Consider the following 12,695-nt stretch of genomic DNA (forward strand, 5'->3'; position numbering starts at 1 on the left):
TATGGCGCAAATTACGTGCCAAAGCGAGGGAAGTCATCTGGGAAATGCGGGCTTACAGAAGACTTTCCGTTTATTCCTCGTAACTATCGGGGAACACCAGATCCCAGTTTTCAAAAACGTGGGCCGGGACCAGGACAGAGACCACCGGGTCCTCCACCGGGTGGAAGAAGACCTTTTTAGTGTCCTCTCGGAAATTAAACCATTCGCGAAATGATAAGATCACGTCGCCACGAGACTATGATGAAGAAACCCTTTAGAAAAACCATCAACCGGAACTCGATCACTCGCTTAGAGCGAGCGTGTTTTTGGCTTGGTATCTCGCATTCGGATACGAGCGCGGGAAAGAGTCGGTCCAATCGAATTTTCAGGAATGTCCAGATCAGAACTGATCTGCTGATAGGACTTCCCCTTCAGATGGTACTGTTCGACAATCTGTGCATCTGCGGGCGGCAGTTGCTTGATCATGTTCTGGATTTCTTCCTGATCTTCGACCAATTGGTGCTGACGCGATCGTTCTTCGGGAATGTTTTCCAGTTTCGATTGAGTAGAAACGTGCCCTAGGGCTTCAGCCATACGGCGTTCAACCATTTTTTTTACAACAACACGACGGGAGATCACAGTCAGGTAAGTTGCCAGTGAACTGTTTCCACGGAAGTTTCGGAGTACTCGGTAGTCGTTTGCCAGCAATACCAGAAATACTTCAGATAGAAGATCGTCAACATCGTTCTCGGTAGCACGAATGCTACGGGCGTGTGCGGTATGATGAATGACGTGCGTAAAAAGACCGATGAATCGGTCTACAAAGTCCTTCCACGCACCCGGCTCTTCTGCCAGACATCGTCTGAGTAAATTTTTATCGATTTCCGTGAGAGCCACAAATCGCCTCAATTCAATAAAATCGCTGCCTTAGGGCAGCAAGCGAGTTAAGCCTGCATCTCATTATACACGGCAGTTATTCATCCGTGTTGCAAAAAAACCACTGAATCCAAAATGATGTCTTTAGCGTGTTCATTAGTATTAGGATCTGTGTATTTTGCCTGCGAACTTTACAGGGATCTCTAATTTAAGGCAATACGACCCTAAGTGTAAACAAAATTACACCCACCTTATACTGCCTGACTGTTAATAAGACGCTTGAAGCAGTCGCATCTAACCTGTGGTTCTCCTTTGCCTTTTGGATTTGCAATACTGTATTTTCATAGACGACTTGCCCCAAACCATTTATGAACAGCATTTTTAGATACTGCATGATTCAATATAATTAAGATCGAAGCAGGCGACTCTACAAAGAAGATAGTACTATTTAATTTAAATTGAAGGAGTAATTTTAACAGGATCCAGGTCGTCAAAGGAACTCGGAAGCGCGATTCAGAATACGATGAGAATTGATTCCGTGCTGGACAATCACGAAGTTACGATATTAAAATTTTCCCAGTGTGAATCTGGAGCGGTTTTCAGACTGAGCCCAGAAAAACGTTTCGCACCAGTCACCCTTGCAGGTATCCAATGCACGACTCACTCTGTACCGGCCCACTACCACGACGTGAGTTTTTGCGGGTGGGTACTCTGGCCCTCGGAGGGTTAACACTTGCAGATCTTCTTGCGGCTCGCGCGATGGCAGGTGTCGGTGATCCAGAGACATCGGTGATTTTATTCTGGATGTGGGGTGGCCCTAGTCAGCTTGAAACGTATGACATGAAACCGGATGCCCCCAGCGCTTATCGAGGGCCATTCAATCCGATTCAAACCAAAGTGCCAGGAATGGAAATTGTCGAGCACTTTCCAAGACAGGCAAAAATTGCAGATCGATTTTCGATTATTCGCACGCTGCACCACGGGATGTCTGCTCATAATGATGGTAGCATTACGGTTTTGTCAGGAAAAGAACCTGCTGCACCCGATCCAACTTCGACCAACAAGTCGACTCACCCTGATTTTGGAATGATTGCCAGTTACATGCGAGGCTCTCGCAGTGATGGGCTGCCACAATACATCGGAGTACACAGATCCCCATTTATGACTGCGCCGAATTATTTGGGCCTCATGCATAAGGCTTTTCACTCGGGAGATCCCACGGTCAAAGGCTATGCCCCTAACAATATGAAATTGGCGGCAGGCATTGACGGTCAACGACTCAATGACCGCAGGTCTCTCGTAACGCAATTCGACCAGTTTCGTCGCGATCTGGATCTCGATGGCTCACTGGGTGGTACAGAGGATTTTCGACGCGCGGCATTTCAGATGCTGACCAGTTCAAAAGTCGCCGACGCATTTGATATCAGTCAAGAAGATGAATCACTGCGCGATCGCTATGGTCGTCACCGCTGGGGACAAAATTGCCTGTTAGCACGGCGACTGGTGGAGGCAGGTGCCGCTGTGATTAATATTGATGCGACGGCCCCTTCCAATAAAAGTGAGTACTTCAGTTGGGATGACCATGCCGGGCCGTTTCACCTTGTGCATGCCAATCTGGAACGGTTCCCGCAGTACGATCAGGCGATTTCTACACTGATCGAAGATATTAGCGAGCGTAATCTTGATCGCAAAATTCTGGTCGTCGCATGCGGAGAGTTTGGGCGCACACCACGACTGAGTCACCGTCAAACATTTCCAGGGAAGAAGGGAGGCCCCTGGCTGGGCCGCGATCATTGGCCCGGCGCTTTCAGTGCGTTGATCTCTGGTGGTGGTTTGAAAATGGGGCAGGTGATTGGCAGTACCAATTCAAAAGCAGAATACCCACTGCATGACCCTGTGACACCCCAGGACCTGTTGGCGACAATCTACCGACATCTCGGCATTGATTATTCACATGATCTCGTCAATTTTTCCGGCAGACCCGTACCCATATTATCCTCAGGGCGACCGATCTCACAGTTGTTATAACATTCCTGCGTTCACAACTGGCAGACAGATTATGTTTTTTTTGCCGTCGAATCAGTGACGGCTGGCAGAGCGGGTTTGCGATAAATGAGGAGTAATATTCCGACGATCACCAGTGGAATGCTTAACATCTGCCCCACACTGAGCGGTAGAGTTTGTGCGAACTCTGCTTGTCGCAACTTGTAGAACTCCAGTACAAATCGAGCAGAAAAGACCATGATGAAGAAAAGGCCAATCAATAAGCCGCGCGGCGTTTCAGCTCGATACTTCCGGTAGACCAAAATCAGCACGAGAAAGATACAGCCGTAACAAAATGATTCATAAAGCATGACCGGATGTCGTGGCGCCATTTTGGCCGCTAGCGTTTTCAGTCCCAGTCCATCCTTAAACACGACTGCCCAAGGCACGTCTGTAGTGCGTCCCAAAATTTCTGAATTGAAAAAATTCCCAATCCGAATAAAGAATCCGGCAAGTGCAACGGGAATCGCCAGGCGGTCTAACAACCACAATAAAGGCTGGTCTGTATGTTTGCGCGAATAAAGCCATGCGGAAAGTGTGATCCCAATGGCAGCGCCATGACTGGCCAACCCCCCTTTCCAGATTTGAAGAAATCGAATCGGATCCTCAAAAAAATAAGCCGGATGGTAAAACAGGCAATGCCCCAGGCGGGCACCGATGATGGTGCCAATCACCATATAGATCAACAGCGATTCAACATCGTCAACGTTCTTGTTTTCCGTCCGAAACATCCATCGCAATATTAAATAGCCACAAATGAAACCGGCTGTGAAAAAAAGGCCATAATAACGTATCTTAATCGGGCCGAGTTCAAATAAAACACGGTTAATGTCCCACTGTAGATAAGTGATCACGGAATTCACGTTACTCATTACTCCCAACATCTGAAATAGAGATTCTGATCATTTCTGCGATTTCAAAATGGTTATTATCTGCTATGATGATCAGACCGAAAGATAGACCATTCAGCAAGTTAAGCCTAGCCCGAAATCGCGTTTCTTGTCGCGTTATCAGATTCATTTGGTCTGATGTATGAACCGAAAGACGGTGAGATCCGGGTCAAAAACGATTTTTCAAGTGGCTGCTGTTGTTTCGACAGTTCCGTTCAGAAAGTATGTTTCCAGATGAACACGCTCTTTCCCAGATTGGTTTCAGGGGCTCTTGCTGGCTTATCCGGCCTGGCGCTATGGGAGATAATCCAACTAAAAGGGGCCGCTCTAATTCAACAACCTTCTCTGGCATCAGTGGCCGGAGCCTGCTGTGTGATTACTGCATTCCTGGGTATTGTCGGCTGTCTTGTGTCGGATCGCTTCTGGATTAAATTACTTGATCAAGGTCGGAACCTGCAAACGTTTTTTTCTCAGTCGACGAATCCTGCAGATCACTGGTTGGGCAGTTTGTTACTCTCCTTTTCGATAATTGTCTATTTTGTGGTAATGATCAATCTGATTCCAGAGCAACCTACGCCACAAGGCAACGATCAGGCGGCATTTCTGTCCCAGGCGCAAACAGTGCAGGAAGCGGGGGGACCTATGGCTTTGGTCCGGTTACTCTTCCAGGGAGATTATTTAGAAGCGAACCAGCACCCGCTGTATGTCGCTGTACTCTCCTACTTCCCCGATTACGAAACCGGCAAGCGTTTGTCGGCGATGTCAGGCTTATTGGCTTTACTCATTTTCTCCATCGGAATCACATTCCAGTATGGAAACCTCACCGGTGGTTTAACGGGGCTAGTACTGAGTGTGAACGCCGCCTACTGTCATCTAACCGGGCGGGCCGTCTGTGAAGGAATGCTATTAGTCTTCGTCGCTGTTTTGTGGCTAACTGTGTTACGACTACCTGACCTCAGGCAGTCTCCCAAAATCCCCTATCGACTCCTGATAGGAATGGGGATAGTCGTTGGACTAGCTTGGTTGACTAAAGGAACGGCTCTGTTGCTGATACTTGGGCTGATCATCTGGTTCTGTTCCTATGCTGTGAACTGGAACCGCTTCATACCCTCATTGACAAGAAATACAATTCGTACTCCCTCTGAATCGGAAATGGCGCTGACAAACACATCAACGGTTCCTCTGAAAACGATCTTCGGAAGTCTGGCTCTGTTGCTGGCGAGCTTCACTGTAATTGCTTCGCCGCTACTTATTCGCAATGTTCGAGTGTATGGCAGCCCAACGTTTAATGCGAACTCGTATCTCCTGTTTCAAGATGAATTCAGTGATCCTCACGCCCTCATTAAACAGGGCAGCCTGGGAGCGGCCGCGCGAACGTATTTACAGACCCACTCGGTGCGTGAAATTGTGAAACGGGAAGTAAAAGGTTTAGTGTGGCAAGTGTTCATTTTTGTGCGAAGTCTGGGACCGCTACCTTTTGGAGAAGGGCGACTGTTTTTTGGGTTGTTAGCCGTCCCGTTTTTGATCATCGGGCTGCTTTCGGAAACACATCCTGCACGACGTTTGTATTGCATATGGATCATGCTGTTCTGGCTCGCATTTGCCTGGTATCTTCCGATCGCTGCCGGCGAACGCTTTTTGATACCTATACTACTTCCCACCCTGGTGTTCGTCAGCCTGGGAATGGTACGCGTCGGTCAATTTTTGGTACAACGCCGCGCCGCCTGACCGTCTTTAAACGAGAACGAAACCATGAACAGCGAGAGCTAATCTTTGATTTGCCATTTCTTTCTGAGGAAAGGCATGACCAGTGGTACGAGCCAGAGGGCAAGACAGAAAATGCCGAGTCCTGCGGAAATTGGTCGATTGAAAAAAGACAGGAAACTGTCATCCTTGGTTAAGTTCTGGACAAAAGCCTGTTCCAAACGACCGCCGAGAATGATTCCCAGAACCACCGGTCCGAGTGGAATCTCGAACACTTCTAATGTGAATCCGATAAGACCCATTCCCAGCATGACCCAGACATCAAAGTAGCTGCCATTAATGGAATAGGAGCCGACGACACAAAACATCAAAATCAGTGGCATGAGTATGCGGCGAGGAACTCGCACGAGTTGAGAACCGCTGCGAATCGCCAGAAATCCGAGAGGGATCAGCAGTAAATTCACAAGAATAAACGTGAGATATATTCCATGTACTAAAACCAGTTGATCGGGATTACTAAATATTTCGGGGCCGGGCGTAATGTTTTTCATTAACAATACACCAATCACAATTGCTGTCACAGAATCTCCTGGAATACCCAGTACTAATGCGGGAATCCAAGCTCCAGCGAGTGCCGAATTGTTGGCGCTGGTCGCATCACCGACTGCGTCGAGAGACCCTTTACCATATTCTTCCGGCGTCTTTGAGAATTTTTTGGAGACAGCGTATGAGATCCAGGCGGCGATGTCGGCGCCCGCTCCGGGAATCATACCAATAGTCGCACCGATGCAACTTGAACGCAGCCAACTGAATTTTCTTTTCCAGAATTGCGGCAGGACTCCACCAAATACCGGTTTTAAGTGTTTCCACACGGCATGATCGTCTTCCGAATTCAACGTCGATTGTAATTGTTGGACTTTTTCATCTGTCTTTGAAGTCAGGCAATTCCGAAAGACTTCAGATAGGCCGAACAGACCAATCATTGCGGGAATGAAGTTGATACCGGTAAACAATTCATCAAATCCAAAAGTGAATCGAGGGACACTGTGAACTTCACTTAAACCAACGGTCGAAAACATCAATCCGATCATCAGCGCCAACGCACCTTTGAGCCGAGAGCCAGTAGAAACAATGGCAGCACAACTCAAACCGAGTACATACAACCAGAAATATTCATAGGTGGTAAACTGAAACGCGATTTTTGCCAGCAGGGGAGCTGCCAGGATCAGTACCAGCGCTCCGAACAAACCGCCGGCGACACTGAAGACCAGCGACACTCCCAGCGAAGTTTCATGCAGGCCTTTTTGCGTGAGAGAATAGGCATCGTCTGTGTAAGCCGCCGAGGAGGGAGTCCCCGGTATTCGAACTAGTGTCGTGGGGATATCACCGGCAAAAATGCTGCAGGCTTCCAGAGTTACAATCGCAGCAATTGCAGAGAGATTATCGAGGTAGAAGGTCAATGGGATCAACAGCGCGACAGCCATGGTAGCCGTCAATCCGGGAATGGAACCTACAAACAGACCGTAGACGGCTGCCAGGAATATCACCAGCAGCACTTCCGGCGATGTAATATTCTGTAATGCGGTAATGAATGTCGATTCCATGTTGCAACTTCAATAAGTTTGACGACTTTTAATGTACTTGACAATTTAACAAAGGAAGCACGATGTCACATCGCGATAATTACCAACCCAAAAAACCTCGCGGCAGCGGGACGCGTAAAAGTTGAGCAAACAAGGTATATATTCCTGGAATAAAAAGAGCCGTGATCAAAGCACTCATCCACCAGCGCGTCCCAAATTTCCATAACAACAAAAATAGAATCGCTCCCGCCGTCAAAACAAAACCAACTTTTTCCGCAAACAGCAAATAGGCTACGATTCCTGACAAAACCAGAGCGGCATTCACAATTCCCTGACTGGTGACTGTATCGCTGGAAACTTCCGGCGCCAGTGCATGCACTTTTTTCTGAACGCTTAGGCAAACGACGATCACACAAATGGCGATCGCCAGCAATCCCGGGAATACCAAAGGTCCTGTTCCCCGTGAGGACATTTGAGAAAACGCGTCACTGGTTAACAGTTTCCCCAAAGTTTGATCATTTGATTTCAGAAAACTCGCGAATTCCTTATCGGCGCGATATCTGGTACTCAAGCCGGCAGCCTGCATGAATTCCGGAAAGGTTTTCTTCTGCAACACTACTTCGCCGCTGGTGATTTTTTTCATTATGTTTGAAATTTTGTCGACAATGGGCTGAGGTGTATCCCGAGGAAGAGCCAACCCGTTCCAACCCGAGATGTTCCAGTTCATACCTTGAGAAATGAACGTAGGAACTTCTTTAAATTCCGGCAGTGGTTCTTCTGCCATCACACCCAGACAGCGAACTTGACCCGATTCATAAAGCGTCTTCGCTTCCGGTAGACTGCAACAAACCAGATCTACTCCACCGCTGGCCAATTCCTGCAAGGAAGGCCCGGCGCCATTCATGGGGATCCATTTAATGTCATCTGCTTTCAGGCCACTGAAATCGAGCCAGCCAGCCAGAGCTAAATGCCAGATGCCACCGCTGGCGGTTCCTGTCGCCGTCAATTTTCCGGGATTTTGTTTTACGTACTTCTGAATTTCCTGCATACTCTGAAAGGGAGAATCGTTTTGCACGAAAACGGCAGCTGCGCCATCGACGAGGGACATAATCGGAATGGCATCTTGATGCGTGAGCGAAGTCAGGTCTTGCCAATGCAGCATGTTTAATTCGCCGGTAATCACAGCTAGCGTATAGCCATCGGGACGGGCTTTTAAACCGCGACTGTGTCCGGTCACTCCACGACCACCGGTCGCATTAATGACATTCACGGGTACGCCAAGTTCCTGTTCCAGAAAGACTGCCACTTGGCGTGAGGTGCGATCGGTTGCTCCGCCAACAGACCAGGGGCAGATAATGGAAATCGGACGATCGGGATAATTTTCAACCGTACTGGTAGAACACCCTCCCCAGAGCAACATGCTCAGCAGAAGAAGCGTCAATCGTACTGTCTTGCTCAAGAACACTCGTTGATTCATCAGTTCAGTACCAGAAATAATTTGCAAGTTTGATTCGCAGAGATCAGCTGTTGAAACAGCCGGTTTTATTCTTAAGGATGCAGAGAGAGTATGACCCTGTCAACGACCAGCGACGTAGCGGTAAGCGGAATCATGAACTTCTCTTTCTATATATATTTAATAAACTAAAAAAATGAAACTCTCTCCGTACCCTTCGAGTAGAATGAAGATACGCGGGAATTTGCAGCATAAAATCGCCTGATTAGAAAAGATCTCCCAATGATCCATCTTGCAAATAGGGCTCTTAAAAGGTTAGGCTATATGTTCAGAATCCTGCCTGAATGATACCTTCCTCAACTCGATCGTGTGAAACCGTCACGCTCACTATTTTGATTTACAGCCACTCAAAAGTAATCACCCTGAGTACTCCCAACCATAAAGTTAAACCGTCAATGCAAATGATCGAAACCGTATTCCGATACATATCATCTCGAAATGGGAGAGGAACCCTTTATTCCCTGTGTTGCCTCCCGTTGATGATCAACGTCGTTTCGGCTAACGCAGACCTTTCAAGTATTGAAATATCTGAAAAACAATTTACGTCACAAATCAAACCACTGCTCACAAAATATTGCCTCGATTGTCATACCGGCGAAGAAGCCGAAGCAGGTCTGTCTCTCGATAAATACACGTCGCGATCCAGCATTCTGGAACATCGAGAAGCATGGGAAAAAATTGTTCAACGAATCCAGATTCAATCCATGCCACCTAAAGACGCTGATTCTCTGCCAACCGATAAGGAACGTGAAGCCATTCTTGCCTGGTTTGATGATACCCTCTACGGGATAGACTGTACGGGAGACGTGAATCCTGGTCGCGTTACGATCCGACGTTTGAATCGAAATGAATACAATAATACGATTCGCGATCTGGTGGGAATAGATTTCCAACCCGCCAAAAATTTTCCCTCAGATGATGTTGGTTACGGTTTCGACAATATTGGTGATGTCCTGTCATTGCCACCTTTGCTGATGGAAAAGTATCTGGACGCCTCAGAACAAATCGCAGAGAAAGCGATTTTTGCTAATACCCCTGATAGTTATCCCTGGAAAAACATTACGGAAAAGCAGTTACAGAAAAAAGGGGCCGTCACCATCAGAAAAAGCGGTGTGGGATTTCATTCTCAGGGTACACTCGCTGGTTTAATCAATCTGAAACAGGCGGGTAAATATGAAATTCGTATCAAAGCAGGTCAAACTCCCGCCGGGAAGGATCCGGCGAAGATGAAAGTCGAACTGGATGGAAAATTGCTGAGAACTTTTGACGTCAAAGCCGACAGAAGTGCCCCGGGAACCTATCTGATGCCCCGCGCTGTTGCGCTCTCAAAAGGCAAACATGTGCTTACAGTTACTTTTTTGAACGACTTTTTTGATCCCAAGGGACCACCGAAGAAAAGGGATCGCAACCTGTATGTTAACGAGATTGCGTATCGAGGGCCGCTGGGGCTTCTGCCAACAGATTTGCCTGCGTCTCATAAAAAGATCATTACCTGCAATCCGGGAAGTGGACGATCGGTTCAATATTGTGCTGAGAAAATTTTCAAGCAATTTGCAGAACGGGCATTCCGCCGACCAGTCTCGCGACAGGAACTCAAGCCGATCGTGGAACTGGTAAATGCTACAGTCAAATCCGGCAGAACCTTCGAGCAGGGAATCCAGGTTGGTATCCAGGCAATCCTGGTTTCTCCTCATTTCCTGTTCCGTATTGAAGGTATCCAGAATACCGTCCAAGCCAGCTCGAACGGCGTACAAAAAGTAAATCAGTATGAAATTGCCTCGCGGCTTTCGTACTTTTTGTGGAGCAGTATGCCGGACGATACATTATTCAAGTTGGCAGCGCAAGGCCAACTCGATAACCCCCGCACATTACAGGTTCAGGTCAAACGAATGCTGAACGATCCCAAATCTTCAGCATTTGTCAAAAATTTTGCCGGCCAATGGTTGAACCTGAGAAATCTGGAAGATCTCTCTCCTGATCCCAAAAAATTCCGTGGATTCAACAGTCAATTAAAAAATGATATGCGCCGTGAAACCGAAGAATTTTTTTCTTATATCATGAAAGAAGATCGCAGTGTCATCGAATTTATCAATGCTGATTACACTTTTATGAACGAGCGTCTGGCAAAATTTTATGGCAATAATCGAGTAAAAGGCGAATCGTTTCAGAAAGTCAATCTCGATAAAACCAAACGGGCCGGCCTGATCACACAGGCCAGTATTCTCACACTCACGTCGAACCCCGGGCGAACTTCTCCCGTTAAACGGGGAAAATGGATTATGGAAAATATTCTGGGAACGCCTCCCCCAGCGCCACCGCCAAATGTTCCCGAACTGGAAGAATCAGCTAGCGCCAAACCGAATGCCACCTTACGCGAACAACTGGCAATTCACCGCAAAATTGCCGGATGTGCCGCCTGCCACGATCTAATGGACCCCTTGGGTCTGGGCTTCGAAAATTTTAACGCCATCGGTAGCTGGCGAGAAAAAGAAGGTCGAAAGAAAATTGATTCTTCAGGCTTATTGCCTGATGGGCAGACTTTTAATGGTCCGATCGAATTAATTACAATTCTGGAGAAGCAGAAACAGGGTTTCTGCCGATCTTTAACAGAAAAGATGCTGACTTATGCCATTGGTCGTGGTATTGAATTCTACGACAAATGTGCGATTGATGAAATCACAACGAACTTTACAGCCAAGGGTTATCGCTTTTCGGCGCTGGTCACTGAAATTGTGTTAAGCGATCCTTTCCTGAAACGTCAAAGAGGTCCTCGAAATGACTAATCTTTTGAAACGACGCACATTTCTCAAAGGTATCGGAACCACAATGGCATTGCCCTTGCTGGAAATCATGCAGCCTCAGCAAAGCCTTGTTTCCGCTGCCGTCGCCGGGAAGCCTCCTGTACGATCGGCTTTTATTTTTTTCCCGAATGGCGTGATTGGACCTTCCTGGATGCCCAAGTCTACAGGAAAAGAATATCAACTTCCTAAAAGCTTAAAACCGCTTGAAAGTTTGAAATCGGATATCAATGTGATTTCCGGACTAGCCCAGATCAATGCCCGTGCTCTGGGTGATGGTGCCGGCGATCATGCCCGCTGTGCCTCGGTTTTTCTCACCGGTGTCCACCCTACCAAAACCAGTGGTGCCGACATTAAAGCGGGCGTCTCCGTTGATCAGGTCGCTGCACAACAGGTCGGACATCGGACAAGACTCCCCTCTCTGGAACTAGGCCTGGTTCGAGGACGTAACGCTGGACAATGTGATTCTGGCTACAGTTGTGCCTACTCATCTAATATTTCCTGGCGAACGCCTTCGACACCTACAGCAAAAGAAATTGTTCCCAAACTGGCATTCGAACGTCTGTTTGGCGGAGGTGCCGAACAAGAAAAACAACGTGCCCGTCATTTGAAAGACCGTCAAAGCATCCTGGATCTGGTCAAGAACGATGCCGATCGATTGAAGAAACAACTCGGCAAAAGCGACAAAAGAAAAATCGACGAATATTTTTCCAGCGTCCGTGAAATCGAATTGCGAATTGAACGCAGCACACATGAAGAGAAAGTCAAACCGCCGGAAATGAAACTGCCGGATGGAATTCCCAGTGAATTGCAGGAACATATCCGGCTGATGTATGACCTGCTGGTTCTAGCATTTCAAACTGACACCACGCGTATTGCCACTTTCATGGTAGGCAATGCCGGCAGTAACCGAACGTACCCGATGGTGGGTGTGAATTCGGGGCATCACGAACTTTCGCACCATCGCAATGATGAAAAGAAAATGGCAGACATTCAGAAAATCGATGAATACTTAACTTCGCAGTTTGGCTATTTTCTAAAGCGGCTGAAATCCACGCCTGAAGGCAATAGCAATCTATTAGACAACTCCATGATCTGTTATGGGAGTGCCATTGGTGATGGAAACCGACATAGCCATCATGACCTGCCTGTTATCCTCGCGGGCAAAGGGGGTGGTTCGATTCAAACCGGTTCCCATGTTAAAGTACCTTCCGAAACTCCATTGAGTAATCTGTTTGTTTCCATGCTTGATCGTATGGGTGCCCCGGTTAACTCTTTTGGTGATAGTACAGGTCGCCTGAAAGTCATC

Annotated in this window: 8 protein-coding genes and 1 pseudogene; 5 read left to right on the plus strand and 4 right to left on the minus strand. The window is 47.5% G+C overall.

Annotation, left to right across the window (positions count from 1 at the left end):
- Positions 1 to 180 (plus strand): annotated as a pseudogene (locus tag Q0668_RS24640) (hypothetical protein); the annotation flags it as partial.
- A 108-nt stretch (positions 181 to 288) separates the two neighbouring features.
- Here Q0668_RS24640 and Q0668_RS24645 read toward each other — a convergent pair.
- A complete protein-coding gene (locus Q0668_RS24645) occupies positions 289 to 876 on the minus strand; it encodes a sigma-70 family RNA polymerase sigma factor (protein ID WP_298869211.1) in 588 nt (195 codons plus the stop codon).
- A gap of 630 nt (positions 877 to 1,506) precedes the next feature.
- On the opposite strand from Q0668_RS24645, the gene Q0668_RS24650 reads away from it, so the two are divergent.
- Entirely contained in the window at positions 1,507 to 2,883 is a 1,377-nt protein-coding gene (locus tag Q0668_RS24650; RefSeq protein WP_298869212.1) for a DUF1501 domain-containing protein, read from the plus strand.
- A 29-nt stretch (positions 2,884 to 2,912) separates the two neighbouring features.
- On the opposite strand, the gene lgt is transcribed toward Q0668_RS24650, so the two are convergent.
- Positions 2,913 to 3,770, minus strand: coding sequence for a prolipoprotein diacylglyceryl transferase (gene lgt / locus Q0668_RS24655; protein WP_298869213.1), 858 nt, complete (start codon positions 3,768 to 3,770; stop codon positions 2,913 to 2,915).
- A 252-nt stretch (positions 3,771 to 4,022) separates the two neighbouring features.
- Here lgt and Q0668_RS24660 point away from each other — a divergent pair, with 252 nt between their 5' ends.
- Positions 4,023 to 5,516, plus strand: a complete 1,494-nt coding sequence (locus Q0668_RS24660) for a hypothetical protein (RefSeq protein WP_298869214.1) — start codon at positions 4,023 to 4,025, stop codon at positions 5,514 to 5,516.
- A 38-nt stretch (positions 5,517 to 5,554) separates the two neighbouring features.
- On the opposite strand, the gene Q0668_RS24665 is transcribed toward Q0668_RS24660, so the two are convergent.
- Both Q0668_RS24665 and Q0668_RS24670 read right to left on the minus strand, forming a co-directional pair.
- Positions 5,555 to 7,096 (minus strand): tripartite tricarboxylate transporter permease, encoded by a 1,542-nt coding sequence (locus Q0668_RS24665; protein WP_298869215.1) that lies wholly within the window; start codon positions 7,094 to 7,096, stop codon positions 5,555 to 5,557.
- 79 nt (positions 7,097 to 7,175) lie between these two features.
- Complete coding sequence (locus tag Q0668_RS24670) at positions 7,176 to 8,552, minus strand: tripartite tricarboxylate transporter substrate-binding protein (RefSeq protein ID WP_298869216.1); 1,377 nt, start codon at positions 8,550 to 8,552, stop codon at positions 7,176 to 7,178.
- Positions 8,553 to 9,067: 515 nt separating this feature from the next.
- Here Q0668_RS24670 and Q0668_RS24675 point away from each other — a divergent pair.
- Both Q0668_RS24675 and Q0668_RS24680 read left to right on the plus strand, forming a co-directional pair.
- Positions 9,068 to 11,371 carry a DUF1592 domain-containing protein gene (locus Q0668_RS24675; RefSeq protein ID WP_298869217.1) on the plus strand — a complete coding sequence of 768 codons (2,304 nt, stop codon included), beginning with the start codon at positions 9,068 to 9,070 and terminating at the stop codon, positions 11,369 to 11,371.
- The coding region (locus Q0668_RS24680) for a DUF1552 domain-containing protein (protein WP_298869218.1) at positions 11,364 to 12,695 on the plus strand (1,332 nt) is incomplete at its 3' end. The genes Q0668_RS24675 and Q0668_RS24680, both read left to right, overlap by 8 nt.

The sequence above is a fragment of the uncultured Gimesia sp. genome, assembly GCF_937910335.1.
Taxonomy (GTDB): domain Bacteria; phylum Planctomycetota; class Planctomycetia; order Planctomycetales; family Planctomycetaceae; genus Gimesia.

Excerpts from the sequence above, each read along its gene's own strand:
- Q0668_RS24670 (WP_298869216.1), bottom strand. The coding sequence starts at position 8,552 with ATGAATCAACGAGTGTTCTTGAGCAAGACAGTACGATTGACGCTTCTT.
- lgt (WP_298869213.1), bottom strand. The coding sequence starts at position 3,770 with ATGAGTAACGTGAATTCCGTGATCACTTATCTACAGTGGGACATTAAC.
- Q0668_RS24665 (WP_298869215.1), bottom strand. The coding sequence starts at position 7,096 with ATGGAATCGACATTCATTACCGCATTACAGAATATTACATCGCCGGAA.
- Q0668_RS24675 (WP_298869217.1), top strand. The coding sequence starts at position 9,068 with ATGATCAACGTCGTTTCGGCTAACGCAGACCTTTCAAGTATTGAAATA.
- Q0668_RS24650 (WP_298869212.1), top strand. The coding sequence starts at position 1,507 with ATGCACGACTCACTCTGTACCGGCCCACTACCACGACGTGAGTTTTTG.
- Q0668_RS24660 (WP_298869214.1), top strand. The coding sequence starts at position 4,023 with ATGAACACGCTCTTTCCCAGATTGGTTTCAGGGGCTCTTGCTGGCTTA.